Origin of the sequence: Streptomyces milbemycinicus (genome assembly GCF_002154605.1) — a bacterium.
In the GTDB taxonomy this organism is placed as follows: Bacteria; Actinomycetota; Actinomycetes; order Streptomycetales; family Streptomycetaceae; genus Streptomyces; species Streptomyces milbemycinicus.
The window spans coordinates 1-24,769 of the sequence record NZ_MUNE01000062.1 but is presented as its reverse complement, the minus strand read 5'-3'; the positions used below and the strand labels follow the sequence as shown (position 1 = coordinate 24,769).

Sequence of the window (24,769 nt, the reverse complement as noted above, 5' to 3'; positions counted from 1 at the left end):
GGCCGCCCGGCGGCCAGGGCCCGCGGCCGGCTCCGGCGAGCCGAAGCGCTGCACCTCGCGCGGCCACGCGACACGGTTGTTGCCGGTGGGTGGCGGGTGTGGGAACGTCGGAGTGATCCCGCGACGGCGGGTCAGGCGTGACGCGTGTGGCTTGACGGGCATCTAAACGGGGGTACGGGTGGCTTCGCGGGTTCTGGGCGGCCGTTACGAGTTGGTCGCGTTCGTCGGCCGGGGCGGTATGGGGGAGGTCTGGGAGGGCCGCGATCGTGTGATCCAGCGTCGCGTCGCGGTCAAGCTGCTGCCGCACGACCGGCGGGACACCTCCAGTGCGGAGCTGTTCTTCCGCGAGGCTCGAACCGCCGGCAGTCTGAACCACCCGGGCGTGGTGACGGTCTTCGACCTGGGGCAGGACCCCGACGACGGCACCCTCTATCTGGTGATGGAGTTCGTCACCGGCCGGGACCTGGACACGGTGCTCCGCGAGGACGGCCCGCCTCAGGTGCCTGCCGCGGTGGACTGGGCGGCACAGACCGCTGCGGCGCTGCAGGCCGCCCACGCGGCCGGGGTCGTGCACCGGGACCTGAAACCGGCGAACCTCATGCTCACCCCGGACGATCAGGTCAAGGTCCTCGACTTCGGTATCGCCCGGTACATCGCGTCCACACACAAGTCGAGCAAGGTCATCGGCACGCTTGCCTATATGCCCCCCGAGCGCTTCGGCGACCTCCCCGCAGACGCTCGCTCCGACCTCTACTCCCTGGGCTGCGTGCTCCACGAACTCCTCACCGGAAGCACCCCCTTCCAGACCACCGAAGCCGCCGCGATGATGGCCGCCCACCTGAACACAACCCCCAAGCCACCGGGCCGGGCTCGGCCTGGGATCCCCGCCGCCCTGGACGACCTCGTCATGGCCCTTCTCGCCAAGGACCCCGACCACCGCCCCGCGTCGGCAGCCGAGGTCTGCCAACGCCTCCGCGAACTCTCCGCCACACCCACGACCCCCGGGACCGGAACCCACCTGCCCGGCACGGGCACCGGCACCAAAACCGTCACCACCACGGCCCCACTCACCGTCGCCGGACCCGGCACCGCCCACATGTCGGAGCCCGAGCAGGTGCCGGCCGCGGGCACGCCGACTCCGGCGGGGCGCATCAGCCGCCGCGCAGCGCTGCGGCTCGGCATCGGAGCCGCCGTCGTCGTCGGGGTCGGTACTGCCGCCGCCCTCACCCTGTCCGACGACAACACCCCCGACCCGCGGCTCCGGTGGCGATTCACCACCGGCAAGGCGGTCTCGTCGTCGCCGACGGTGGTCGACGGGGTCGTGTACATCGGCAGCGCCGACAAGAACGTGTATGCCCTGGATGCGGCCACGGGAGACAAGAAATGGGCCTACCCCACTGGCGGCATGGTCGAAGCGGCGCCGACGGTGGTCGATGGGGTGGTGTATGTAGGCAGCCACGACAACAGCATGTACGCCCTGGACGCGGCCACCGGGAAACGGAAATGGGCCTACGCCACCGGCGACATGATCGATGAGGCGCCGACGGTGGTCGACGGAGTGGTGTACGTAAGCGGCAACAGTGACGTTTTCGCCCTGGACGCGGCCACGGGGGACAAGAAATGGGCCTACACCGTCGGCGACAATGATTTCTACTCGACTCCGGCGGTGGTCGACGGAGTGGTGTATGTAGGCAGCTACGACGCGGTGTACGCCTTGGATGCGGCCACCGGGGACAAGAAGTGGGAGTTTCGCCCCGACCGCAAATCCTTCAGGTCGCCGACGGTCGTCGAGGGGGTGGTGTACATCGGCAGCGGCAGCTACGACGCCGACAAGGACGGCTCCGGCGGCAGCGTGTTCGCCCTGGATGCGGCCACCGGGGACAAGAAGTGGGAGTTTCGCCTCGACCGCGAATTCGATTCATCGCCCGCGGTGGTCGACGGGGTGGTGTACACCGGCGGTTACAACTACGTTGTCGAAAGCGGCAGCTCTGACGGCGAAGTGTTCGCGCTGGATGCGGCCACCGGGGACAAGAAGTGGGAGTTTCCCACCGGCGACCTGATCAGGTCGTCGCCGACGGTGGTCGACGGAGTGGTGTACATAGGCAGCTTCGACAACAACGTGTACGCCTTGGACGCGGCAACCGGGAACAAGAAATGGGCCTACGCCACCGGCTACAGGGTCCAATCAACACCGGCAGTGGTTGACGGTGTCGTGTATGTCGGCAGTCAGGACCGTAACGTGTACGCCCTGAACGCCACCATCAAGGACAGCCCGGCATAGCCCTCTCCACTGCCCGCTTCGGTGGTTGGCCTCGATCTTTCGTGGCCAGGTTGTCGGACAGTCGGCCTCGTGAAAGCACGAGGCTAATCCCGCGCATGCCCCCGGTCGAGATAGGCCAGCACGGCCAGCACCCGGCGGTTGTCGTCATCGGACGGCGGCAGACCGAGCTTCCCGAAGATATTCGAGGTGTGCTTGGCGACCGCCCGCTCGGTGACGAACAGCTGTGCGGCGATGGCCGCGTTGGACCGCCCCTGCGCCATCAGCTCCATCACCTCCCGCTCGCGCGGCGTCAGATTCCCCATCGGCTTGTCCTGCGACCGCCGCGTCAGCAGCTGCGAGATCACCTGCGGATCCATCGCCGTCCCGCCCGCCGCGACCCGCCGCACCGCGTCGATGAACTGGTCCGCGTCGAACACCCGGTCCTTGAGCAGATACCCCACCCCACCGCTCCCGTCGGCCAGCAGCTCCCGCGCGTACAACTGCTCCACATGCTGCGACAACACCAACACCGGCAACCCCGGCCGCGCCCGCCGCGCCGCCAGCGCGCACTGCAGCCCCTCATCCGTGAACGACGGCGGCAGCCGTACGTCCACGACGGCGACGTCCGGCTTCAGCTCGGCGAGCGCGCGGGTCAGATCGGGCCCGGTGTCCACGGCCGCCGCGATCTCGAAGTCGTAGGCCTCCAGCATCCGGACCAGACCGTCCCGCAGGAGGAAGAGGTCTTCGGCGAGGACAACGCGCACGGCGGCTCCAAGACTTCGTCGGGCCCCTGGGGTGGGGGACTTGACCGAATCCGACGAATGTACCGCTGTGAGGTGAGCGGGGGGTTATCAGCGGCCCGGACGGTCCAGGGAGCCGGTTTTTATGGTGCGGAGGAGTGCGCGGAGGGTGGTGGGGGTGGTGGTTATTACGGTGTGGGGGTCATCGCTCTCCCGCAGGTGCGGCATGCCGGCTGAGTCTGCTGCGATCTCCACGCACGTGTCCGTGTGACCCTCGCTGAAGCTCGACTTCCGCCACGTGAGCTGAGACCCGTCCCCCAGGTAGAGCGACTTCTCGATGTGCGGCAGGCGCTCGTCGAGTCGTGTTCGGACGACTGGGGCGTGGTCGACTACACCGACAAGGACGCGGGCGTCACCGGCAAGGCGGTGTGGTTCGCCCTCGCGCCGCCGAAGGCTGAGGAGCGGCGCGGCTGAGCGCGGGGCGCCGCCCTTGACGGCTAACGCCGTTAGCCTTACCTTTATGGCTAACGACGTTAGCCCGTGCATCGCGAAGGAGGCTCACCCATGAGCGCCACGACCCCTGTCACTCCCGCCCCGCGCCGCACGCTCGCCGTGGTCCGTCGTGCCGCGTGGTTCGGCGGCGCCTTGTTCTGGTCCGCCTTCGCCGTACTGGAGGCGGTCAACCACGGCTGGGTCGCCGGTCTGCTCGCCTTCGCCTTCCTGCTCGCCCCCGACCTGACGATGCTGATCGGTGTCCGTGAGGCCGCGTCCGCCGGGCTCGCCCGGGGGCGGCTCCTCCCGCGCGTGGTCCCGTACTACAACGCCGTCCACTATCCGCTGGTCCCGCTGGCCCTGATGGTGCTCTATACGTTCGGTCCGTTCGCCTGGGCGCCTGCCTTCGCGGCACTCTGCGGCTGGATGGCCCACATTTCGTACGATCGGGCTTTCGGCTACGGACCGCGCACCAAGGAGGGCCTCCAGCGTGGCTGACCCATTCACCGACCGGCTCACCCCGCGCGCCCGGGACATCGTGAGCGCCGCCCGGGCGCTGCTCGAGGAGGAGGGTCCGGAAGCGCTCACCATGCGCCGGCTCGGCGACCGCCTCGGCATCAAGGCCCCCTCCCTCTACAAGCACTTCCCCGACAAGGCGGCGGTGGAGTCGGAGCTGATCGCCCTGTCGCTGTGGGAGACCGCCGAGGTACTGGAGGCCGCCGAGGCCGCCGATCCGGGGTCCGTACCGGCTCTTGCCGAGGCCTACCGCCGGCATGCCCTGGCCCACCCGCACCTTTACCGGCTCACCACTGAGCGCCCTCTCCCGCGCGCCGCGCTTCCGCCCGGTCTGGAGTACCGCGCCGCCGCGCCTCTTTTCCGCGCCTGCGGTGGTGACGAGGATCTTGCCCGCGCTGCCTGGGCGTTCGCCCACGGCATGGTCGTCCTCCAGCTCAACGGCCGCTTCCCGGACGGTGCCGACCTGACCAAGGCGTGGGAAACGGGCGCGGCCGCGTTCCAGCCGGCGACGGCCGACTGCTGAGGGCCACCGTGTGGGGCTCGGGCGTCACCGGCAAGGCGGTGTGGTTCGCCCTCGCGCCGCCGATGCTCGCGCGTCGTCAACGCCGCGCCGGGAACCGTTTGCTCGGATTCCGCGTGATGTCCTCCTGACGTGCTGCTGGCTGCTGGTGGGCGACCAAAGGGGGACCGGGTGAGGGCTCGGATGCGGGCGATGGTGGGCGTGGCGGTGTCGCTTTCGGTGGCGCTGGTGGCGTGCGGGCCGGAGAAGGAGAAGGAGTGGACGGGGGCGGAGCCTTCGAAGGGGTCCGCGGCCGAGGCCGCGCGGTTCGCGCCGTTGGTGCGGCTGGCCAAGGGGGAGTCGCTGTTGCCGATGGACGCGACGCGGTTCATCGGGCGGTCCGCACTGCGCTTCGACCACGACGGCTTCTGCCGTGACGAGGGACCGGTGGCCGATCCGCCCGACCCGCGGCGGTTGGGGAGCAAGGACAGTCCCTACAAGCACGCGGACGTGCAGCCGGGGAAGTCCTCGTCCAAGCCGGTGTCCTGCCCTGGACACGGGGACAAGTGGCACACCTCGACCGAGGCCGACGGCGGTTTCTATCTCGACCCGCCGGAGGAGGTGCGGAAGGGCGAGGGCACTGACGCGCCGGTCTACTGGGAGTACCACAACCACAAGACCGACCCGAAGCGCGCGGCGTACGTCTACTGGTTCTTCTACGCCTACAACAACCTGACCCCGGGCAACCGGCACGAGGGCGACTGGGAGCGCGTCGCGGTCCAATTGCGCGACGGCAAGCCGGAGGCGGTGACCTTCGCGAAGCACGGCAAGGATACGTGCAGTGTGAAGTGGTCGGAACTGGATCCGCAGGACGGGCATCCGACGGTGTACTCGGCGCGTGGTTCACACGGCTCCTATCCGACCGACAAGAACCAGTGGGTGAACGGCACGCTCGATCGGCCCTCGAAGGGCGGCGCCCAGTGGCGTACCTGGGAGCACGCCCGCCCTGTCAACCGCGAGCCGTGGTGGGGGTACGCCGGGTGGTGGGGTTCGCAGCAGCATGTGAGCGGATTCAACGGGCCGATGGGCCCGCGCCCGGGGCGTCTGCTGTCGGGCATTTTCACCAACGACAGTTGTGGGTCCGCCGACAAGCCGCCGACGGATCCGCCCAAGGACCAGCCCGAGGACCAGCCCACGAATCAGCCCACAGGCCAGCCCACGGACCAGCCCACGGACCAGGCCGCGCCCAGGACGAAGGAGGGGGCGATCCGGCGGTACGAGGAGTATCTGCACGCTGTCGGCCGGGAGGACATCAAGACGGTCTGCGAGGTGGCGGGGCCCGCGGCGAAGCAGGCGGAGGACCAGGGGTTCGGTCCGTGCACATCCACGTTCCTCGTCACGTTCCAGATGATCTCGCCTACGCAGAAGAAGGCTCTGCAGACAGCGACGGTCGACCCGCAGAAGGTCGTCGTACGAAGCCCCGACAAGTTCGACGTGCCGGCCGATGCGGTCAAGGCCTCTGTCACCTTCTCCGAAAACGAGATCGGGACCAGCACCCTGGAGTACATGAAGGACAACTGGTACATCACTGACTGAGCGTGCGCGGTGCGGTGGAGTGTCAGCGGTGGCCCAGGACGTTGACCACGCGGCCGTTGGGGTCGCGGACGAAGAAGCGGCGGACGCCCCACTCCTCGTCCTGGAGAGGGTGGACGATCTCCGCGCCGGCGTCGCGCATCGCCTCGTACGCCGCGTCGACGTCGTCCACCTCGACGCTGATGTCGGGGGAGACCGGTGCGGTCTTGTCGTTCGTCATAAAGCTGACCTGGGCCGCCGGGGTGGTGGGGGAGGCGAGGGTCATGATCCAGCCGTGGTTCATGACCTCCTCGAAGCCCAGCCGGCCGTAGAAGTCCCGGTTCTGCTCCATGTCGTCGTCCTCGGAGTGGACGATCGGCATCACGCGGCGGATGGTCATCGACAGTTCCCCTTTTCTGGCAGGCGACTTCACGCGGTGCTGGCCGCTCGCCTCATTCTCCTCCGCAACACCAGGGAGCCGACCAGCACCACGAGACCCGTACCCCAGACGGCCATCGCCGCAGTGGCGGATTCGTTGACGTGGTCGCCATTGCCCTCCGCCTGGGGCAGTCCGGCGGTCGCGTAGTGGGGGAGCAGCAGGAGACCCACGCCGACGGTGGCCAGTACCGCCCAGCCGAGGGCGTCACGGCGGGACGAGCGGGCGGCGAGCAGGGCGGCGGCTGTCAGGGCGAGGGCGCAGCCGAGGGCGGGGAGGACGGTGTAGGTCAGCCATTCGGAGAGCAGGGGCTGCCAGTACCACTCGGCGTCGGGTCTCGGCTCGTCGAAGTAGTAGAGGGTGCGGGGCTGGGGCGGGCCCGTGAAGTCGCGGATCGTGCCGGGGGTGATGCCGGCCAGCAGGCCGCCGGTGAAGGCGAGGCCCGCCAATCGGGCCCGGCTGCCGCCGGGCTGCGTGGACGATTTCCCGAGCCGCAGGAACCAGACCGCGCACCAGCCCGCCAGGAGCCCCAGTACGACCCCTTTGGCCGCGCCATAGCCGATCGGCGTCCAGACGTTCCACGGGTAGTTGCGCATATGCTCGGCGCGCCAGCTCCCCGCCAGGCCCCAGGCGACCGTGCCCGCCGCCACGGCCCAGGGAACCACTCCGGCGGGGCGTTTTCTTTCGTTCATCGTCAAAGCGGACGCGACCGCCGCCCCTATGGTTGCGGGTAGTCGCTGATCATGGTGTTGAAGTAGCCCTCGGGGAGTTCTTCCAGGTAGTCCAGCAGATTGGCCAGGAAGTCGCGCAGCGGCGGGCGGGCGTTGTGGCGGTCGAGGTCTTCCTGGGTGCGCCAGACCTCGTAGAGGAAGAGCCGGCCGTCCTCGTGTTCGTGGAGGTGGTACTGGAGGTTGCCCTCTTCCTGGCGGGTGGGTTCCACGAGGGAGGACAGGAGCTGTCTGATCTCGTCGGCGCGCTCCGGCTTCGGGCGCAGGAAGCCGTAGAGGGAGAGAGGCGTCTGCGTGGCCGTCGGTGTGGGTGTCATGGTCGTCGTCATGGGGCAACGCTAAAGTCTGACACGGGTGTGAAGGTCAAGTCAGGTGGCGGCCGTATGCGGAACCCGGCACACTCCTTGTCGCGTCCCGTTGTATGACGCCTGTTCAAGCCATCTGTCATGGGGGAGAGTTCACCGCGCATGAGCCACAACCAGCCGCCGCCAGGACCGTACGGCCCGCCTCCGGCACAGCCGCCGGGCCCGCCGCCCGGCCAGCCCCCGCAGGGGGTCCCGAATCCGTACGCGCAGGGGATCCCCAGCCCGGCCCCGAATCCGTATGCCCAGGGCGGCGGCCCGTACGCCGCACCGCAGCCCGGCTACGGCTATCCCCAGCAGCCGCAGAGCGGCGGCGGCAAGGGCAAGACGACGGGCCTGGTGATCGGCGCCGTGGTCGTGATCGGGGCGATCGTCGGGGGTGTCGTGCTGCTGGGGGGCGGCGACGACGGGAAGCTGACCGACGACGGCAAGGACTACAGGCTCACCGCACCCCGGACCGTGCTCGGCGAATACACGAGTGACGGAGGCGACAGCACGGCGCGACCTCTGGACGCCGAGGATGCGCGGGTGTTCGGCCTGACGGCGGGTACGGGAGTGAACGCGGACTGGGCCACCTCCGGTGACGCGAAGAAACTCGAGATGGTGGGCGCCTACGGGGACGTGAAGGACCCGGAGAAGTCAGTCGACGCGTTCTTCAGCAACCTGAAGAAGAAGGCCGAGACGGCGGGCAGTGGGGACAGTGACGCCCTGGTGGTGGGCAGTCCGGAGACCAAGTCGCCCGAGGGCTTCGAGAACGGCGTCATGAAGTGTCAGGCCATCAAGGCGAAGGAGGAGCCGGACCCGGATGAGCCCAACACGCTGGCGCTGTGCGCATGGGCCGACTACGACACGGTGGCCGTGGTGGTGCCGCACGAGGGGACGAAGAGCTTGACGCTCGACGAGTCCGCCAAGATTGCCGCTGATCTCCGCAAGGAGGTACGGGTGGAGGTCCCGAAATCATCGTGACGTAGGTCATGGGTGAGTCGGGTCACAAAGATGCCGTGGTGGATGGTACCCGATTCTCCCTTTCCTTGTGAAAGATTTCTTTCGACATCATGAACTGGGCCGAGAAATCGGCCCGTTCCGCCAGGTCAGAGGTACTGTCGCGGTTCGACCTACGTACCGCTGCCGCTCAGCCATGGGGGAAACCGTGCTCACGTATCACCAGGTCATGACAGCTGATCTGTCGTACCTGGAGACCGCCGCTGGGCAATGGAAGGAGGCCGCGAAGCAGTTCTCGGAGGCTCAGAAGGTCTACCGGAGGGATGTCCAGTCGGTAGGCACTGACGGAAGCTGGCACGGTCAGGCGAATTTCGTCGCCAAGGACACGATGGATGTCACGGACGGGCAATTCACCGCCGCTCAGAAGGAGGCGAAGGCCGTTGCCTCACTGCTGACCGACGCCCACCACCAGTTCGTGGAATTGCGCGGGAAGGTGAAGTCCGCGGTGGCGGACGCGGTGAAGGCCGGAATGAAGGTCTCGGACGCCGGAATCGCGAGTTACGACTTCTCGAAGGCGAGCGAGACGGAGGCCAATGCCGCGCGGCACGATCCGGACCTGCACCGGATCGAGCAGTCGTGGACCGAACACATCGCGGCGGCGGTCAAAGCGGTCGATGACGCCGACCAGGGCGTGAAGCTCGCGCTGAAGGCGGCGGTGCAGGATCCCAACCCCATCGACGGCGTCGTCAACGGGTTCAACGGCGAGGCGGAAGGCGACATCGAGAAGGTCGAGGCCAAGGAGGCCCAGGAGCTCGCGACCAAGCTCAACTCCGGCGACAAGCTCAGCGGCAAGGAGATGGCCGAGTTCCAGCGGCTGTTCCGGGACAACGAGCACGACAAGGCGTTCAGTCAGACCTTCCTGGCGGGCATGGGCCCCAAGGGTGTCATCGAGCTGAACAACAAGTTCCACAGCCTCGGCAAGGGCGATGACAAGAAGGACTTCACCGCTCTCCAGGAAGGCGTGGCGACCTCGATCGCCACGGCCACCAAGTCTCCCTCCGACCCCTTCTACAAGAAGTGGCGCGAGGGCCTGCGCAAGGTCGGCGACGAGAACTTCGACAAGAAGCTGAACCCGCTCACCGGCTATCAGTCGTTCGCCGATCTGATGACGCACGGCAAGAATTACGGGAAGCAATTCCTGACCGATGTCGCCGACGACATCATCGCCGTGGAGCAGAAGGACGATTTCGGGACCGGCCGGTGGAAGCAGCTGAACGCGGGCCACCGGGACTACACGGGCGACCCGCTCGACACCCTGCTCGGGATCATGGGCAAGCAGCCCGACGTCGCGACGTCCTATCTCGACCCCGGGGCGGACGGCGGGAACGAGCGCCTGAAGTATCTGCTGCAGGACCGTGACTGGCCCGTGTGGGAGACCGCCACCGGCTACGGCAGCGCCAGCCAGGACGACCCGGCGAACCGCCTGGGCCTGGGCGCGGCGCTGGAGGCGGCCGCCACCGGCAATGTGCCGGGTACCGAGCATCCGCTGGGCGGGCACACCGAGGCCGAGGCGCGGGTCATGCACGACACCATCAAGCTCCTCAACAAGGACTGGAAGGGCGACGAGATGCCCTCCAACCTGCGGTCGAGCCTGGGCCATATGCTCATGGACTACACGGCCGACACCCACGAGATCCTGTCCCGCACCAACGAGAACTACAAGGTCAACGCGGACGGCGACGGGGTGTGGAAGGACGACGGCACGGTCCGTATGGCGGTGTCCCCCGAGGAGCTGTCCCGCATCATGCGCGGTGTGTCGGAGGACCCCGCCGCCTACGCCGGGATGTACACCGCCGAGCGGCAGTACGCGGCGCAGACGCTGGCCGGAACCGACTTCAAGCACCCGAACGACCGCACCGCCGCCATCAACGCGGCATCCTCCGCCTTCGGCTTCTACGACGGGGTCAGCTCCGATATCGCCTTCGACAAGAGGGACAAGGCGGTGCAGTGGGCCTCGGACGTCCGGACGGCCGCCTTCACCATCCCCGCAGTCGCGTTCAACTTCGTTCCGTCGTCGCCTGCCGCCGTGCCGGTCCTCGGCAACGTGGTCCAATCCATCCTCTACGTGGGCATGTACGAATGGGGCAAGGACCAGGTCGCCCAGGCAAGCCACTCGGCGATGCTGGACAACATGAAGACGTTCGACGTCGGGCAGCGGCAGGTGGACGCCCTCGTCGTTGGCTGGAGCAAGGAACACGGCGAGGACGCCGACAGCGGCCTGACCAGGACCCTCGTCGGCTCCGGGCAGGAACGCCACGACAGCGCGCGGCGGGAGGCGCTTCAGGCCCTGGGCCGGCCGGGGTTCTAGTGGCCGGCCACCGGTCTCATGTGGCCGCGCGGCGCGCCGCCGCGCGGTAGTGGTCGCGTATGTCCTGGCGCAGCAGCGCGCCGAACCCCGCGTGCTCCACACGAGTGGCGAGCTGGTCGCGGCTCACCCGCAGGGCGTCGGCGGTCGCGCCGAAGTGCCAGTCGTGGGCGGCGAGGAGGGTGAGCAGATGGCCGCGCCGGGTCTGGGCCTCGGAGAGGCGGAAGGTCTTGAGATAGGCCAGGCGGCCGTCCGCGTGGGTGATGGTCTCGCCGATGTGCTGCTCGGTGTTGCGATGAAACGGCGGCAGAAAACGGGACAGGGCGAAGGGCCCCATCGTGCGGACGCGCTGGAGGGTGTACGACTCGTCGAGCAGCCCGCCCGCCATGGTGTGGTCGTGGAACTCCGCCCACTCCCGCTGATGCCGGGCAGCCTCCGCCCGCAGCTCGGCCAGCGAGCCCACCGCGCCGTCGCGGATCCGGGCCCGGAACTCCGGGACCGGGCCGTGCAGCGTGGTGTAGTGGTGGATCAGCTCCCCGAAGAGGTCCAGGACGAGGGAGGGGTGCAGGGCGCGGTAGTCGTCGGGGTGCGGCACCACAAAGGCGGCGGCCAGGGCGTCGGCCGCGTAGACCATGACCCCGCACTGACCGGGGTGGATCTCGAAGACCCGCAGCGCGTCGCGCAACCCCTCCACCTCGGCCCCGGCATACGCCTGCTCGACCCGCGGCGACAGACCGCGGCTGACCGCCCGGTGCGACCACTCCTCCCATACCACCGCGGGGCCGCCGAAGTGCAGCGCCAGATAGCCCTCCAGGGCCAGGTGGAGGGGGAGAAAACGCACCCGGTTCTTGTCGACACGGCGAGCCATCCGGCGGTGGAAGCGCAGCGGAACGCACGCGGGGCGCGGTCCGTCGGCGTCCCGCCGCAGCTGGGTGCCGTACGAGGACGCGGGGGTGCCGTCGTCGGTCCAGTTCGCCACGTAGCCGTGCGGGATGTACGAGCAGTACGCGGTGCGCCGGTCGACCGCCACGGCCGCGAAGTCATCGCCGTACAGCCGGTCGTCCAGCCGCAGGTCGGTGATCGGCTCCTCCCGCACCAGCGGTACAAGACGGATCGCGCCCCACACCTGGGACGGCAGTGCCGTCAGGCCCGTGAGCGCCACGAGCGTCGTGTCCTGGCTCACCCCTCCACCTCCAGAAACCGCCGTACACGGGCGTCCACATGTGTCCACAGCTCGGCCGCGCGGGTGCGGCCCTCCGCGAACTGGGCGAGCTCCACCAGGGCCGGAAGGTCCTCCGCGTCCCGCACCCCGACGGTCGGCACCTCCCGCGCCAGCCGCCGCACGTCGAAGTCCTCCGCGTCGTACACCGGGTTGAGGTGGACCACGCTGGTGCGGCCCTGGGGGTCCAGACGGGTGCGCCATATTCGCAGCACCTCGCCGGCCAGACCGGGCGGCGCGTTGTCCCAGCCGTCGGAGACGATGACGAGCCGGTCCGGCCGGTGCTCCAGCGCGTCCAGAACACGGGCGCCCAGTGGTGTCGGACCCAGCGGATACATCAGCAGTGCGTCGGTGCGGCCGGACAGCCACAGCGGGATCAACTCGCTCGCCAGCGCCTCCAGCAGAAAGTGGCAGCCCAGCGCCACCGCCAGCGGGCGGCGCCGCTTCTGCGCCGAGCCAAAGGCCGAGAAGCTGTCGTCCAGCACCGCGGCCACCCGGCCCCAACTGCCCGCGCGCGGGCCCGCGGTGCGCCGCGCGGCCGCCCGCAGCGCGGCGGTCAGCTCCTCGCGGCGGCGGACCCGGTCGTCCAGGGGGAGGGAGAGGACATAGCTCGCCAGCCGGGTCAGGGGCATGGTGGCCAGGTCGCCGACCACCGCGTCCGCCCGGTGCTCACGGGCCGACCCCTGGAGTCGCAGCCGCTCCAGCCGGGTCAGCCGCGGGGCGATCCGCTCCAGGAAGGCGCCCCGGGCGATGCCGTGCTTGACCGCGAACCCCTCGGCCACGGTGTACGGCAGCTCGTACAGCGCGCTCTGGGTGTAGTGGGCGCGGCGCCAGGACTCGAACAGCGGGGTGGCGAAACCGGCCTTGCGGGTGTGCGGCGCGAAGAGGAAGAGGCCCATCTCGGTGTCGAGCGGCAGATGGGCATGGCGGGCGACCGCCTTGACCCCGGCGCGGTACTTGACCGCGTCGAGCGCCGGATCGGGGCGGGCCGCCAGCCAGTCCCGCATGATGGCCCGGGTGCGACGGTTGTTGACCCCGGCCCGGCGCAGCTCGCGGAAGAGCCGGTACACCCGCTGCGGCGGAAGCAGGGCCAGCCGCCCGGCGATCAGCCGCCCCTCGGTGCGGCGCTGCTCGGGCGACGCCTCGGCGGCGGTCTCCAGCAGCCTGCGCACGATCAGCGCCGCGTTGTGGTGGTTGATGTCCAGCGCGAGCGTCGCCGCGTACAGCTCCCGGTAGTTGCCGAGCACATACGCATGCAGGAAGTCCAGCGACATGCGCTGCTGCCATTCGCCCGAGCGGAACTCCCGCTGTCCGGTCGAGGTGATCGCCGCGTTGACGAACAGCAGCAGGTCCTCGGCCGCCACGAGGTCGGTCTGGTTCTCCATCTCGGGTCTCCTGGCGGCAAGGTGTGCGGGTGTCGGCCGGGGAATGGGGGCACGAGCTGCGAATCATCGCTTAACAGGCGGGTTCCGGAAGTCGCACCGAAGTCCCGCGGCCGACTGTCGCACGCTAACACCCGCGTCGTACGCTCCGCCCCCCGGTTTCCGGCTCCCTCAGGCAGCAACGGGTTCAGGCAGCGACTCCTCAGACGGTGGGGCGCTGGGCGGAGAGCCGACAGGGTATCTCGATCGTCGCCATCGTCGGCCCGCCGACCGGGCTGCTGATCGCCATCACCCCGTCGAAGGCGCCCAGCCGCCGCTGCACCCCGCTCAGCCCCGAGCCATCCGCCTTGGAAGCCCCACCCTCCCCGTCGTCGGTCACCGCGATACGCAGGGCGCCGTCGTCGCTGTCGTGGTGGATGTCGATCCACACCCGGTCGGCGCCGGAGTGCTTGGCCGCGTTTGTCAAAAGCTCGCTGATCGCGAAGTACGCCGCCGTCTCGACCGGTTCGTCGGTCCGCCCCGGGAGGTCCACCTCCACCTCCACGGACAGCGGCATCCGCAGCGCCAGGGCCCGCACGGCATCGCCCAGGCCCCGCTCGGCCAGCACCGGCGGATGGATGCCGCGGACCAGGTCGCGCAGCTCGGCCAGCGCCTCGGCGGAGCTGGCGCGGGCCGCCGCGAGCAGCTCCTTGGCCTTGGCCGGGTCCTTCTCCATCAGCGCCTCGACGGTGCCCAGGCTCATGCCCATGGCGACCAGCCGGGCCTGCGCGCCGTCGTGCAGATCGCGCTCGATACGGCGCAGCTCGGCGGCGGAGGTGTCGACCGCGTCGTGCCGGGTCTCGGTGAGGTGATGGACCCGCTCGGCGAGCGTCATCCGCGGTGTGGGCGCGAGAAAGGCCCGGCCGACCAGGAAATGGGCGCGCAGCAGAACGGGGGAGGTGAAGACGCCCAGGACGATGAGGCCACAGCCCAGCAGAGCGGCGTAATTCGCGGTGGCCTGGGAGGTGACCGGGACGAACCCGTACCAATAGGTCCCCGTCCCGTCCACGATCGGCCCCCAGGTGCCCAGCGCCAGCACCCAGCCCTCCAGCCCGTACGGCATCGGGGCGCACGCCAGCAGCGCCACGACGGCCCCGGCGGTCATGTCGATGACCAGCCACAACAGATCACGCCAGGTCGCAGGGTCCCTCAGCAGCAGGGAGCAGCGCTCCACCATGCCCACGAGCCCGCCGCGCAGATCGGGAGGCAGGGCGCGGTACGGCAGCGGGATCTCGACGCCGGACCAGCGGGCGCCCAGCAGCCGTCGCTGATTGGCATGCGCGCGCACGAGAGCGAACAGGGGCGGGGTGGTGAGCACCCCCACACCCAGCGGGATGAAGGCCAGGGACAGCACCGCCAGGACGAACAGCGTGATCGACCCGGCCAGCGAGGCGATCGCGAGCACCAGCCCCCGGGCGGCGGCCACCAGCGCCTTGCCTACCTTCATCGGATATCTCCCTGACGCCGCTTCCGCGGGACCCGCGCCGGGGCCCGCGCCCGGCGCGGGACGCTCCCCACGGCCGGACGGTTCAAGTCTGGCGGACCCGCCCGCCCCGGTCACTCTGCCCTGCCCCCGTCCCGGGGTATACCTAGCCCCACCCCCAGGACTCTCCTTTTGCTTCAGCGGATTGGGGGCTTGTGCGGCTGGGGCGCGAGCCCGCCGTTTTCTAGCGTCGATGACGTGACCTCAACAGTCCTTTCAGTCCGTTCAGTCCTGTCTGTTCCGTTCAGGACTCACACCTCCCGGGGGGAGACGCGATGAGCGCAACGAGGCAGGGCCTCGCCGTACGGCTCGGCGGGTGGAGCACCCGACACCGCAAGACCGCGATCTTCGGTTGGCTGCTGTTCGTCGTGGTCGTCGCAGTCATCGGCGGCATGTCCGGCATCAACGAGATGACCAACTCCGAAGGCGGCACCGGCGACTCGGCGCGCGCCGAGAAGATCCTGGAGGACGCCGGGCTCAAGGCCCCCGCCGGCGAGATGGTGATGCTGCGCAGCGCCGAGCCGGACGGCTGGCGGGATGCGGCGGGCGACCTTACGGCGCGGCTGGAGAAGACCGGCGAGGCGGTGCGGGTCCAGCCGCCGGTGCGCTCCGAGAGCGGCCGGGAGGGGCTGATCAGCTTTGAGATGAAGGGCGACGCGGACACCGCGGGGGAGCGGATCGAGCCGGTGCTCGACGCGGTGAAGCAGACCGAGGCGGCCCATGAGGGCGTCCAGGCGTACGAGGTCGGCGACGCCAGCTTCGCGCACAGCCTGGACGCCATCCTCTCCGGCGACCTGAAGACGGCCGAACTCACGGCCGTGCCCCTGGCGCTGGGCATCCTGCTGGTGGTCTTCGGCGCCCTGGTCGCCGCGCTGCTGCCGGTGTTCCTCGGGGTGACCGCCTGCATCGGCACCTTCGGCCTGCTCGCGCTGGCCAGCCACAAGCTGCCGATGTTCTCCAGCACCCAGTCCGTGATGTTCCTGGTGGGGCTGGCCGTCGGCGTCGACTACTGCCTGTTCTACCTGCGCCGCGAGCGCGACGAGCGGGCCGCGGGCCGGGACGCCGAGACCGCGCTGCGCATCGCCGCGGCGACTAGCGGACGGGCGGTGCTGGTCTCCGGTATCACGGTCATGCTGGCCATGTCGGGCATGTTCCTGTCGGGTCTGCTGCTCTTCAAGGGCTTCGCGGTCGCCACCATCCTGGTCGTCTTCACCGCGATGCTCGGCTCGGTGACGGTGCTGCCCGCGATGCTGTCCTGGCTCGGCGACCGGATCGACGCCGGACGGGTGCCGCTCCTCAACCGCCGCGGCAGGAAGGGCGTGCACGCCAGCGGCGGTATCTCCGGCCGGCTGATGAAGCCGGTGCTGGCCAAGCCGGGCCTGTTCGCGGTCCTCGCCGGCGCGGTGCTGCTGGCCCTGTGCGCCCCCGCGCTGGGGATGAAGACCGAACAGCTCGGCATGGAGAAGCAGTTCGGCAAGGACTCGAAGCTGACGGTGGCCTTCAAGGAGATCACCGGCGCCTTCCCCGGCGGCCCCGCCCCGGCCGAGGTGATCGTACGGGCCGACGACGTCTCCTCACCCCGCTTCCAGGGCGCGGTGGCCGACCTGAAGAAGAAGCTCGCCGCCGCGGGCGAGTTCGGCAAGACCGTCAAGGTCGAGCTGCACAAGGACAAGGACGTGGCGCGCATCGAGGTGCCGCTGGCAGGAAACGGCTCCGACGACGCCTCCAAGCACGCGCTGAGCACCCTGAAGGACGACCTCGTCCCGCAGGTCCTCGGCCCGGTCTCGGACAAGGCGTACGTGGGCGGCGAGACGGCCGCGAACGTCGACTTCAACGACCAGCTCGCCGACGGCTTCCTTCCGGTGCTCCTGTTCATCGCGGCCGTGACCTTCCTGCTGATGCTGGTCTGCTTCCGGTCGCTGCCGATCGCCATCACGGCGATCCTGCTCAACCTGCTGTCGGTCGGGGCCGCGTACGGCACGATGACCGCCGTCTTCCAGCACGGCTGGGGCGCGGAGACGCTGGGCATGGAGCCGGCCGGGGCGGTCGAGTCCTGGATGCCGCTGTTCGTCCTGGTGATCCTCTTCGGTCTTTCGATGGACTACCACGTCTTCGTGGTCTCCCGGATTCGTGAGGCGCACGAGCGGGGCCTCGCCACCCGGGAGGCGATCCGCGACGGCATCCGGTCCACGGCGGGCTCGATCACCGGTGCGGCCGCCATCATGGTCGCGGTGTTCGCGGTCTTCGCCCTGCTGCAGATGCAGGACATGCAGCAGATGGGCATCGGCCTCGCGGTCGCGGTACTGGTGGACGCCACGCTCGTCCGGATGGTGCTGCTGCCCTCGGTGATGGCGCTGCTCGGGGAGCGCAACTGGTACCTGCCGCGGGCGCTGTCCTGGCTGCCGCGCCTCGACCACGGCGGGCACGGCGAGGAGCCGCTGCCGCCCGCGGCGCAGAGCCACCAGCCGCCGGTGTCCATCGGCCGCTGACCCCGCGAACACCAGCCCGCCGCGCCGGATCAGGCCGTAAGTCGCCTGACCCGGCGCGGCGGGCTTCGTGTTGTGGCGTCGGGGGCCTCAGGCGGTCGGTACGTACTTGTAGCCGACCCGGCGGACCGTCACGATCGTGCCCCGGTGCTCGGAGCCCATCTTCCGCCGCAGCCGGGCGACATGGACGTCCACGGTCCGCCCGTCGCCGACATGGCCGTACCCCCACACCGTGGTCACCAGCTGGTCGCGGGTGTGCACCCGGTGCGGATGCGCCACGAGATGGGCCAGCAGCTCGAACTCCAGATACGTCAGATCGAGCGGCCGCCCGGCGACATGAGCGCTGCGCTGGTCGGGGTCGATCCGTACGAGATCGTCGCTCGTGACCGCGCCACGATCCCCGGTCTGCCCGCCCGCCGCGGGCTGGCCCGCCGCCGTGGTGTCGGCGGCCGGGACGAGCACGAGATAGCCGACCATCGGCGGCTGCCCGGGGAGCGAGGGCAGCGTATGTGCGGGGGCGGGCAGCCAGGTGGCGCCGGGATGCAGCAGCTCGGCGACCGGCGGCACCTCGTCGGGCGCGACGGCACGCAGCCGCTGTCGGTGCGGAGGGGAGGGAGGGTGCGGATGACGGCCGGGAGTGGCGGCCGGGGAGGCGGAGGTGGAAGAAGCGGACAGACTACGGACGTTCGTCATGGGATTCGGCTCTTTCGCGCTCAAGGGGCGTCGGTGGACGTCGTGCGCGCGGGCTGGGCCGCCGGGGATCACCCGGGAGCAGGGCGGCTGAGTGGTCGAAGGACGTCAGCGGCCGAGCGAGCAGGCCCGCGCATGCGATGCGCGGCAACACTCGCGGTCGAAGTGGTGCGCCTGCCGGGACGGCCAGAACGGCTCGAGGTCGAGGGGACCCGTCGCGGCGTTATGGAGGCTGACCATAGGCATATTGAAGCAGACGACCGGCCCCCGGCGCTCGCCCCGGTGGCGTAGTGCGACGATGCCCACGTAACGGGTTCGCGCGAGCGCGGACCCGCCACGACCCCGTTAGGAGCTCGTTCCCCATGCCGCACATCGTCGTCGAGTACTCCGACACCCTGACCGATGCCTTCGACCGGCGCGCCTTCGGCCTCGCCCTGCACCCCGTCGTCGCCAAGACCGTCGATACGCAGGTCGCGGGCTGCAAGACCCGGTTCCGCCGGGTGGAGGACGCCGTTCTGGCCGACGGCGCACCGCACCACGCCATGATCCACATAGAGGTGGCGATCCTGTCCGGCCGGGACGCCGAGACCAAGCGGGAGCTGTCCGGCGCCGTGCTGGAGGTCGCGCGCGCCCATCTGGCACCGGTCCCGGGGCTGACCGTGCAGACCACCGTGAATGTGACCGACCTCGACCGCGCCTGGTACGCCAAGGACGAGCAGGTCTTCCCGGCCTGATCAGGTCCTGATCAGGTTAGGGTCGGGCACCAGCATCCCGACCGCGCCGGAGGCTCCGCGTGACCCGGACGACCCGTACGACCCGGACGACCCCTCCGCGGCCGGTGGACGTCGAGGCGCTGTTCCCCGAGCTCGTCCCCTTCCGGCGCGAGGCGACCCGGCTGCATCCGCGCCGCGGCGAGCCCGGCGTCCGCGACAGCTCGGTCGGCGGGCCGCTGCTGTGGCCGTCGGCCGAGCGGTGGCCGCACTGCGCGGACGACCACCCGGTCACCCGTCTGAGCAACCCGTCCGAGGACCCCGTCCCGCTCGTGCCCGTGCTCCAGCTGTACGCGGCCGATGTGCCCGATCTGCCGTTCCCGCCCGGGACGGATCTGCTCCAGCTGCTGTGGTGCCCGTACGACCACGAGCGCTACTACGCACCCTGGCCCGAACTGAGCTGGCGCGCCTCGGGCGAGGTGGGCGACGTACTCGCGGACCCGCCCCGCCCGGCGGACGCCCCGCACACCTGTCTGCCGGAGCCGTGCGTGGTGCACCCCGAGCGGATCGTGGAGTATCCGCGGTGGGATCTGCCCGAGGAGCTGTCCCAGGATCTCCAGGAGCGGTTTGACCGGCTGAAGGAGCAGAGCGGCTGGTCGTACTGGTACGCGCTGTCGGTCGCCCCCGGCGTCAAGGTGGGCGGCTATCCCAACTGGACCCAGGAGCCGGACTGGCCCGGCTGCCCGGACTGCGGGCGCCGGATGGACCATCTGCTCACCGTCGACAGCGCGGAGTTCGACGGCGGGTCCGCGAAGACCTGGCTGCCCGTCGAGGACCGGCCGCCGGGGGGAGAGATCCGGGACCTCCCCTACGAGCAGCGGAAAGCCGTGCAGCGGGCCCCGGGGCTGATGATCGGCGATATGGGCGGCGTGTACGTGTTTATCTGCTCGCGCTGTCCAAAGATGCCGTACGACCACCGGTCCGACTCCAGCTGAACCTGAGCCTGAACCTGAACCGGCTGCTTCGCGGGTATAACCACGTCCTTGCCGCTCAAACAGACATCTACCTATAAATCAAGGCGAGGCGCACAATGGTGGTGCGGCATAGCGCCGCACTGCGCGGTCAGACTTGCATGGATCGAAGGAGGCGAGTCGTATGGCCGACGTCTCACGCCACAGGAGCGATATCACGCGCCACCCCGATGTCACCGAGATGCGCGAGCGCTACGCACGCATGCTCGGCGCGAGGGATGTTGTCTTCGTCGATGGGCCGGTGCTCCTGGCCGGTCTCTACTTCGCCATCTCTCCCTGGGTGGTCCACTTCTCGGGCACCCGCCCCGACCTCACGGTCAACAACCTCATCCTGGGCATCAGCGTGGCCCTGCTGGGCGTCGGCCTGACCACGGCGCCGCGCCGGATGTACAGCCTGTGCTGGGCGATGTCCGCGATCGGTGTATGGATGATCATCTCTCCCTGGGTGGTCACACGGTTCCCCGACGCCGGAATGATCTGGAACAACGTCGTTGTCGGCGCCATCACGTGCGTGCTCGGACTGGTCGCTGCGGGGGTGTTGATGCGCACCGGCCGGGAGGCGCGCGAGGTGTGAACCGACAGGTGAACCGACAGGTGAAACGGCAGGTGAATTGACGAGGGCCGACGGCCGCATGACCCCATGGGTTATGCGGCCGACGGCTGTCATCTGAGGTCTCTCCGCTGACGAACGGCCAGTTCCCGCCTTGGATCGAAGGGGTGGCGCCCTCAAGATACGGCCGAGATGTGCGGGCCGCACAATGAGCGCACCCCCGGGGCGTCACGTACACACCCGTAGGGACCACTCGAGGCTACGTCCAGGGAACAGGGAATGAGGCAGATCGCGTCATGCGCATTGCACTGAGCCAGATCGTCAGCGGCCCGCGCCCGGAGCGGAACCTTGCCGTCCTTCGGGAGCAGGCACACCGCGCCGCCGCGGCCGACGCCCGCTTGATCGTCTTCCCCGAGGCCGCCATGGCGTGCTTCGGCACCCCGCTGGGGCCGCTCGCCGAGCCGCTGGACGGGCCGTGGGCCACCGAGGTGCGGCAGATCGCCAAGGACACCGGTCTGGTGGTCGTGGCGGGGATGTTCACCCCGGCGCGCGATGGCCGGGTGGCCAACACCCTGCTGGTCACCGGTCCCGGGGTGGAGACCTCGTACAACAAGATCCATCTGTATGACGCCTTCGGCTACGCGGAGTCCGACTCCGTCGCGCCCGGATCCAAGGTGGTGACCTTCGACCTCCAGGGCCTCCGGATCGGCCTGGCCACCTGCTACGACGTGCGCTTCCCCGAGCTGTTCCGGGCCCACGCCGACGCCGGCGCACATCTCTCCCTCCTGCCCGCCTCCTGGGGCGCGGGGCCCGGTAAGCGCGAGCAGTGGGAGCTGCTGATCCGGGCGCGGGCGCTGGACGCCACCGTCTGGCTGGCCGCCGTGGGCCAGGCCGACCCCGCGGCCACCGGCACCCTGGAGGCCATGGCGGCCGACCCGACGGCCCCCACCGGTATCGGCCACAGCGCCGTGGTCGGCCCCGACGGGACCGTGCGGCAGCGGCTGGGGGCGACCCCCGGGCTGCTGGTGGCGGAGATCAGCACCGACGAGGTGACGGCCGTCCGGCGCAAGGTGTCCGTCCTGGCCAACCGGAGGCTCGGCCGGAACGTATGACGTGGAACGTATGACGTCCGGAACGTATGACGTACGGGCTGCCCGTACGGCGCTCACGGCGCACACTGGAAGCGCGCGCCGGGCACGCGGGTGACCGGGGGAGGAGGTCGCGATGGAGTTCGACGTCGTCGTGGAGATCCCCGAGGGATCGCGCAACAAGTACGAGATGGACTTCGAGGTGGGGCGGATCCGGCTGGACCGGATGCTGTTCACCGCCACCAAGTACCCGGCCGACTACGGCTATATCGACCACACCCTGGGGCGCGACGGCGACCCGCTGGACGCCCTGGTCACGGTCGGTGAGCCCACCTTCCCCGGGTGTGTCATCGAGTGCCGGGCCATCGGGATGTTCTGCATGAGCGACGAGAAGGGCCCGGACGAGAAGATCCTGTGCGTCCCCGCCCACGACCCGCGCTACGCCGATGTGCAGGACATCGGCGATGTTTCCGAGTTCGACCGGATGGAGATCACCCATTTCTTCGAGGTCTACAAGGACTTGGAACCCGGCAAGTCCGTCGAGGGCTCCCACTGGGAGGGCCGCGACCAGGCGTACGTGGAGATAGCGGCCTCACGGGCCCGGGCGGCGGAGTCGGCCCGGGACGGCTGAGCCGTCCGGGGTGCCCCGGTCACGGTGCCCGGCCCGGCCGCAGGGCGTCAGGCCCGACCACCGAGCGTCAGGTCCGGCCCCGCGAATTCGGGGAGCGGCGGGCGAGCGAGTCGAGGACGACCGCGGCCAGCAGCACCCCGCCGGTGATCATGAACTGGAGGGCCGACTCGACGCTCAGCAGGGCCATTCCGGAGGAGAGCGACTGGATGACCAGGATGCCCAGCAGCGCGCTCCATGTCCGGCCGTGCCCGCCGAACAGGCTCGTACCGCCGATCACGGCCGCCGCGAGCGCGTTCAGCAGGAGGATGCTGGTGCCGGAGGGCTGGCTCACCGAGGTGATCCGCGAGGCCAGGAACAGCCCGCCGAGCGCGGCCATCGTGCCGGACACCATGAGGACCGAGATCCGCACCCACGTCACCCGCACCCCTGCTCGGCGGGCCGCCTCGACGCCGCCGCCCAGCGCGTAGACCGTGCGGCCGTAGGGCGTGCGGCGCAGCAGCAGATCCAGGGCGGCGACCAGGACCACGAAGATCAGCAGAGCGAGCGGCAGGCCCTGGAACTGGTTGAGCACATAGGCGGCCGCGAACGCGACCACCGCGATCGCGGCGGTGCGCACCACGATCTCGTGCAGCGGCCGGTACGGCATCGCGGCGGCCTTGCGGCGCCGCCGGTCGCGGTACGCGGCGAGGAAGAAGACGGCCGGGCCGAGGGCGGCGAGGCTGTAGGCGACGGCGATGTCGTTGAAGTAGTAGCTGGTCAACTTGGCGACCAGGCCGTCGCTGTCGAGGTTGATGGTGCCGCTCTGGCCGAGCAGGTAGAGGGTGAGGCCGTTCCAGGCCAGCAGCCCGGCGAGGGTGACGACGACGGCCGGTACGCCGAATCTGGCGAAGAAGAACCCGTGCAGGGCCCCGATCAGCGAGCCCAGGAGCACCGCCATGACCAGGGCGAGCCATTCCGGCAGGCCCTGGTTGACGTTCAGCACGGCGAAGACGGCCGCCGCCAGCCCGCCGACCGAGCCGACCGACAGATCGATCTCCCCGATGAGCAGCACGAAGACGATGCCGACGGCGATCAGGCCGGTGCCCACGATGTCCACGCTCAGGTTGGACAGATTGCGCGGGGAGAGGAAGTTGTCGTTCAGGATCTCGAAGACGGCCCACAGCACGATCAGGCCGAGGGCGACCGGCAGCGCGCCCCGCTCCCCTTCGCTCAGCCGCCGCCGTATGTCGTCCAGGACGCCCTTGACGTGCCGCCGGCCGGGCACCAGAGCGCGGCCGGTCACAGCCCCGCCTCCCCGGGTCGGGGCGGACGGCGGGCATGGGAGGTGGCGCCGGTGATGGAGGAGATGATCTGTTCCTGGGACGTGGTCATCACATCGAAGAAGCCGTTGTTGTGGCCCAGGCGCAACACCGCGGCCTGGTCCGCCACGGCCTTCACATCGCCCATGTTGTGGCTGATCAGCAGCACCCCGAGCCCGTGGTCGCGCAGCCGGTCCACCAGATCGAGGACGTGTGCGGTCTGCTCGACACCCAGCGAAGCCGTGGGCTCGTCGAGCAGCAGCATTCGGGGCTCGCCGAGCAGCGAGCGGGAGATCGCGACGGTCTGCCGCTGGCCGCCGGAGAGCGTGGCCACCGGGACACGCACATCGGGGATGCGGATGGACAGGCTTTTCAGCAGGTCACGGGTGCGGCGCTCCATCTCCACCTCGTCGAGGATGCCGAGCCTGCGCACCTCGCGGCCGAGGAAGACATTGCCGACGACATCGAGGTTCTCGCACAGCGCCAGGTCCTGGTAGACGGTCGCGATGCCCAGGCTCTGTGCGTCGTGGGGGCGCCTGACCTGGACGGTGTGGCCCTGCCACTCGATGACGCCCTGGTCGGCGGGGCCGACCCCGGCGATCACCTTGACGAGGGTGGACTTACCGGCGCCGTTGTCGCCCAGCAGGGCGACGACCTCACCGGTGTGGATCTCCAGATCGACGTCGGCGAGCGCCTGGACGGCGCCGAAGCGCTTGGAGACGCCGCGCAACGCCAGCAGAAGCGGACCCGGCACGGTCACCATCTCCCCTACGGCATGAGCCCGGCCCTCTCACAGGCGGACCGGTACTGCGGGGTGCAGATCTGATCAATTGTGTACATACCGTCCTTGACCACCGTCTTCTTGATGGAGTGCACGGTCAGCGGGATCGGGCGGAGCAGCACGGCAGGTACGTCGCCGTTCACCCGGTCCCTGGCGACGGGCCCGGGGCCCGCGCCATGGGCCAGGGCGACGGCGATCTCGGCGGCCATGTACGCCTCGGGCTTGAACGGCTTGTAGACGGTCATGTACTGCTCACCGTCGACGATCCGCTGGATGGCCGCGAGCTCGGCGTCCTGGCCGGTGACCGGGGGGATCGGCCGGATGAAGTTGGCCCTGAGGGCGGCGATGACGCCGGAGGCGAGGCCGTCGTTGGCGGAGTAGACGCCGTCGATGCGATGGGGTCCGAGCGCGGCGATGGCGCCGGACATGTCGGCGTACGCGTTCTCCGGGCGCCATCCGGCCGCGTCGT

Annotated in this window: 25 protein-coding genes; 13 read left to right on the top strand and 12 right to left on the bottom strand. The window is 69.8% G+C overall.

The window, feature by feature from the left end; all coding sequences use genetic code 11:
* Positions 1-178 precede the first annotated feature (178 nt).
* Entirely contained in the window at positions 179-2,281 is a 2,103-nt protein-coding gene (locus CCN51_RS05800; protein ID WP_014180315.1) for an outer membrane protein assembly factor BamB family protein, read from the top strand.
* Between the two features lie 83 nt (positions 2,282-2,364).
* Here CCN51_RS05800 and CCN51_RS05795 read toward each other — a convergent pair whose 3' ends face one another.
* Together CCN51_RS05795 and CCN51_RS05790 are read right to left on the bottom strand one after the other, a co-directional pair.
* On the bottom strand, positions 2,365-3,024 hold the full coding sequence (locus tag CCN51_RS05795) for a LuxR C-terminal-related transcriptional regulator (protein WP_014180316.1): 660 nt from the start codon (positions 3,022-3,024) through the stop codon (positions 2,365-2,367).
* An 87-nt stretch (positions 3,025-3,111) separates the two neighbouring features.
* Positions 3,112-3,321, bottom strand: a complete 210-nt coding sequence (locus CCN51_RS05790) for a DUF397 domain-containing protein (protein WP_086859325.1) — start codon at positions 3,319-3,321, stop codon at positions 3,112-3,114.
* A gap of 18 nt (positions 3,322-3,339) precedes the next feature.
* Here CCN51_RS05790 and CCN51_RS59150 point away from each other — a divergent pair, with 18 nt between their 5' ends.
* From CCN51_RS59150 to CCN51_RS05775, 4 genes are all read left to right on the top strand, one after another.
* The gene (locus tag CCN51_RS59150) at positions 3,340-3,474 is read left to right on the top strand and encodes a hypothetical protein (RefSeq protein ID WP_014180317.1); all 135 of its coding nucleotides are present in this window, start codon (positions 3,340-3,342) and stop codon (positions 3,472-3,474) included.
* Between the two features lie 90 nt (positions 3,475-3,564).
* Positions 3,565-3,990, top strand: coding sequence for a DUF4260 family protein (locus CCN51_RS05785; RefSeq protein WP_014180318.1), 426 nt, complete (start codon positions 3,565-3,567; stop codon positions 3,988-3,990).
* Positions 3,983-4,531, top strand: coding sequence for a TetR/AcrR family transcriptional regulator (locus CCN51_RS05780; RefSeq protein WP_014180319.1), 549 nt, complete (start codon positions 3,983-3,985; stop codon positions 4,529-4,531). The genes CCN51_RS05785 and CCN51_RS05780 overlap by 8 nt, the downstream gene beginning before the upstream one ends.
* A 168-nt stretch (positions 4,532-4,699) precedes the next feature.
* The gene (locus CCN51_RS05775; protein WP_106436446.1) at positions 4,700-6,103 is read left to right on the top strand and encodes a PT domain-containing protein; all 1,404 of its coding nucleotides are present in this window, start codon (positions 4,700-4,702) and stop codon (positions 6,101-6,103) included.
* A 22-nt stretch (positions 6,104-6,125) separates the two neighbouring features.
* On the opposite strand, the gene CCN51_RS05770 is transcribed toward CCN51_RS05775, so the two are convergent.
* Genes CCN51_RS05770 through CCN51_RS05760 form a run of 3 tightly spaced genes read right to left on the bottom strand, consistent with a single transcriptional unit; the run spans position 6,126 to position 7,572 of the window.
* A complete protein-coding gene (locus CCN51_RS05770) occupies positions 6,126-6,479 on the bottom strand; it encodes a VOC family protein (RefSeq protein WP_014180322.1) in 354 nt (117 codons plus the stop codon).
* A gap of 29 nt (positions 6,480-6,508) precedes the next feature.
* Complete coding sequence (locus CCN51_RS05765; protein WP_143675730.1) at positions 6,509-7,207, bottom strand: hypothetical protein; 699 nt, start codon at positions 7,205-7,207, stop codon at positions 6,509-6,511.
* Positions 7,208-7,233: 26 nt separating this feature from the next.
* A complete protein-coding gene (locus CCN51_RS05760) occupies positions 7,234-7,572 on the bottom strand; it encodes a putative quinol monooxygenase (protein WP_238545486.1) in 339 nt (112 codons plus the stop codon).
* A gap of 138 nt (positions 7,573-7,710) precedes the next feature.
* Between CCN51_RS05760 and CCN51_RS54785 the strand changes: the two genes are divergently transcribed.
* Entirely contained in the window at positions 7,711-8,571 is an 861-nt protein-coding gene (locus CCN51_RS54785; RefSeq protein WP_014180325.1) for a hypothetical protein, read from the top strand.
* A gap of 205 nt (positions 8,572-8,776) precedes the next feature.
* Positions 8,777-10,915 carry a DUF6571 family protein gene (locus tag CCN51_RS05750; protein ID WP_238545487.1) on the top strand — a complete coding sequence of 713 codons (2,139 nt, stop codon included), beginning with the start codon at positions 8,777-8,779 and terminating at the stop codon, positions 10,913-10,915.
* A gap of 16 nt (positions 10,916-10,931) precedes the next feature.
* Here the strand turns inward: CCN51_RS05750 and CCN51_RS05745 are convergent, their stop codons facing one another.
* The 3 genes from CCN51_RS05745 to CCN51_RS05735 all read right to left on the bottom strand — a co-directional run bounded on the left by CCN51_RS05745 (position 10,932) and on the right by CCN51_RS05735 (position 14,999).
* Entirely contained in the window at positions 10,932-12,095 is a 1,164-nt protein-coding gene (locus CCN51_RS05745; protein WP_014180327.1) for an ARPP-2 domain-containing protein, read from the bottom strand.
* Positions 12,092-13,516: a hypothetical protein gene (locus CCN51_RS05740; protein WP_014180328.1), complete on the bottom strand. Its 1,425-nt coding sequence runs from the start codon at positions 13,514-13,516 to the stop codon at positions 12,092-12,094. Before CCN51_RS05740 ends, CCN51_RS05745 begins: the two co-directional genes overlap by 4 nt.
* Positions 13,517-13,715: 199 nt before the next feature.
* Complete coding sequence (locus CCN51_RS05735) at positions 13,716-14,999, bottom strand: sensor histidine kinase (RefSeq protein WP_014180329.1); 1,284 nt, start codon at positions 14,997-14,999, stop codon at positions 13,716-13,718.
* 311 nt (positions 15,000-15,310) lie between these two features.
* Here CCN51_RS05735 and CCN51_RS05730 point away from each other — a divergent pair, with 311 nt between their 5' ends.
* Positions 15,311-17,524 carry an MMPL family transporter gene (locus CCN51_RS05730; protein WP_014180330.1) on the top strand — a complete coding sequence of 738 codons (2,214 nt, stop codon included), beginning with the start codon at positions 15,311-15,313 and terminating at the stop codon, positions 17,522-17,524.
* Between the two features lie 87 nt (positions 17,525-17,611).
* On the opposite strand, the gene CCN51_RS05725 is transcribed toward CCN51_RS05730, so the two are convergent.
* Positions 17,612-18,214, bottom strand: coding sequence for a winged helix-turn-helix domain-containing protein (locus CCN51_RS05725; protein WP_043487774.1), 603 nt, complete (start codon positions 18,212-18,214; stop codon positions 17,612-17,614).
* Between the two features lie 359 nt (positions 18,215-18,573).
* Between CCN51_RS05725 and CCN51_RS05715 the strand changes: the two genes are divergently transcribed.
* The 5 genes from CCN51_RS05715 (at position 18,574) to CCN51_RS05695 (ending at position 22,221) form a co-directional block, all read left to right on the top strand.
* Positions 18,574-18,945 (top strand): 5-carboxymethyl-2-hydroxymuconate Delta-isomerase, encoded by a 372-nt coding sequence (locus tag CCN51_RS05715; RefSeq protein ID WP_014180333.1) that lies wholly within the window; start codon positions 18,574-18,576, stop codon positions 18,943-18,945.
* Between the two features lie 59 nt (positions 18,946-19,004).
* Positions 19,005-19,916: a YwqG family protein gene (locus tag CCN51_RS05710; RefSeq protein WP_014180334.1), complete on the top strand. Its 912-nt coding sequence runs from the start codon at positions 19,005-19,007 to the stop codon at positions 19,914-19,916.
* A gap of 160 nt (positions 19,917-20,076) precedes the next feature.
* Complete coding sequence (locus CCN51_RS05705; protein WP_014180335.1) at positions 20,077-20,526, top strand: SPW repeat protein; 450 nt, start codon at positions 20,077-20,079, stop codon at positions 20,524-20,526.
* A gap of 272 nt (positions 20,527-20,798) precedes the next feature.
* Positions 20,799-21,614, top strand: a complete 816-nt coding sequence (locus tag CCN51_RS05700; RefSeq protein WP_014180336.1) for a carbon-nitrogen hydrolase family protein — start codon at positions 20,799-20,801, stop codon at positions 21,612-21,614.
* Between the two features lie 112 nt (positions 21,615-21,726).
* On the top strand, positions 21,727-22,221 hold the full coding sequence (locus CCN51_RS05695) for an inorganic diphosphatase (RefSeq protein WP_014180337.1): 495 nt from the start codon (positions 21,727-21,729) through the stop codon (positions 22,219-22,221).
* 67 nt (positions 22,222-22,288) lie between these two features.
* On the opposite strand, the gene CCN51_RS05690 is transcribed toward CCN51_RS05695, so the two are convergent.
* From CCN51_RS05690 to CCN51_RS05680, 3 genes are all read right to left on the bottom strand, one after another.
* The gene (locus CCN51_RS05690; protein ID WP_014180338.1) at positions 22,289-23,503 is read right to left on the bottom strand and encodes a sugar ABC transporter permease; all 1,215 of its coding nucleotides are present in this window, start codon (positions 23,501-23,503) and stop codon (positions 22,289-22,291) included.
* The gene (locus tag CCN51_RS05685) at positions 23,500-24,282 is read right to left on the bottom strand and encodes an ATP-binding cassette domain-containing protein (protein ID WP_014180339.1); all 783 of its coding nucleotides are present in this window, start codon (positions 24,280-24,282) and stop codon (positions 23,500-23,502) included. Before CCN51_RS05685 ends, CCN51_RS05690 begins: the two co-directional genes overlap by 4 nt.
* Before the next feature lie 5 nt (positions 24,283-24,287).
* A partial coding sequence (locus CCN51_RS05680) for a substrate-binding domain-containing protein (RefSeq protein WP_143675729.1) occupies positions 24,288-24,769 on the bottom strand: 482 nt, incomplete at its 5' end.

Excerpts from the sequence above, each read along its gene's own strand:
- CCN51_RS05765 (WP_143675730.1), bottom strand. The coding sequence starts at position 7,207 with ATGAACGAAAGAAAACGCCCCGCCGGAGTGGTTCCCTGGGCCGTGGCG.
- CCN51_RS05760 (WP_238545486.1), bottom strand. The coding sequence starts at position 7,572 with ATGACGACGACCATGACACCCACACCGACGGCCACGCAGACGCCTCTC.
- CCN51_RS05740 (WP_014180328.1), bottom strand. The coding sequence starts at position 13,516 with ATGGAGAACCAGACCGACCTCGTGGCGGCCGAGGACCTGCTGCTGTTC.
- CCN51_RS05735 (WP_014180329.1), bottom strand. The coding sequence starts at position 14,999 with ATGAAGGTAGGCAAGGCGCTGGTGGCCGCCGCCCGGGGGCTGGTGCTC.
- CCN51_RS05730 (WP_014180330.1), top strand. The coding sequence starts at position 15,311 with ATGAGCGCAACGAGGCAGGGCCTCGCCGTACGGCTCGGCGGGTGGAGC.
- CCN51_RS05750 (WP_238545487.1), top strand. The coding sequence starts at position 8,777 with ATGACAGCTGATCTGTCGTACCTGGAGACCGCCGCTGGGCAATGGAAG.
- CCN51_RS05695 (WP_014180337.1), top strand. The coding sequence starts at position 21,727 with ATGGAGTTCGACGTCGTCGTGGAGATCCCCGAGGGATCGCGCAACAAG.
- CCN51_RS05725 (WP_043487774.1), bottom strand. The coding sequence starts at position 18,214 with ATGACGAACGTCCGTAGTCTGTCCGCTTCTTCCACCTCCGCCTCCCCG.
- CCN51_RS05705 (WP_014180335.1), top strand. The coding sequence starts at position 20,077 with ATGGCCGACGTCTCACGCCACAGGAGCGATATCACGCGCCACCCCGAT.
- CCN51_RS54785 (WP_014180325.1), top strand. The coding sequence starts at position 7,711 with ATGAGCCACAACCAGCCGCCGCCAGGACCGTACGGCCCGCCTCCGGCA.
- CCN51_RS05785 (WP_014180318.1), top strand. The coding sequence starts at position 3,565 with ATGAGCGCCACGACCCCTGTCACTCCCGCCCCGCGCCGCACGCTCGCC.
- CCN51_RS05700 (WP_014180336.1), top strand. The coding sequence starts at position 20,799 with ATGCGCATTGCACTGAGCCAGATCGTCAGCGGCCCGCGCCCGGAGCGG.
- CCN51_RS05685 (WP_014180339.1), bottom strand. The coding sequence starts at position 24,282 with ATGGTGACCGTGCCGGGTCCGCTTCTGCTGGCGTTGCGCGGCGTCTCC.
- CCN51_RS05715 (WP_014180333.1), top strand. The coding sequence starts at position 18,574 with ATGCCGCACATCGTCGTCGAGTACTCCGACACCCTGACCGATGCCTTC.
- CCN51_RS05770 (WP_014180322.1), bottom strand. The coding sequence starts at position 6,479 with ATGACCATCCGCCGCGTGATGCCGATCGTCCACTCCGAGGACGACGAC.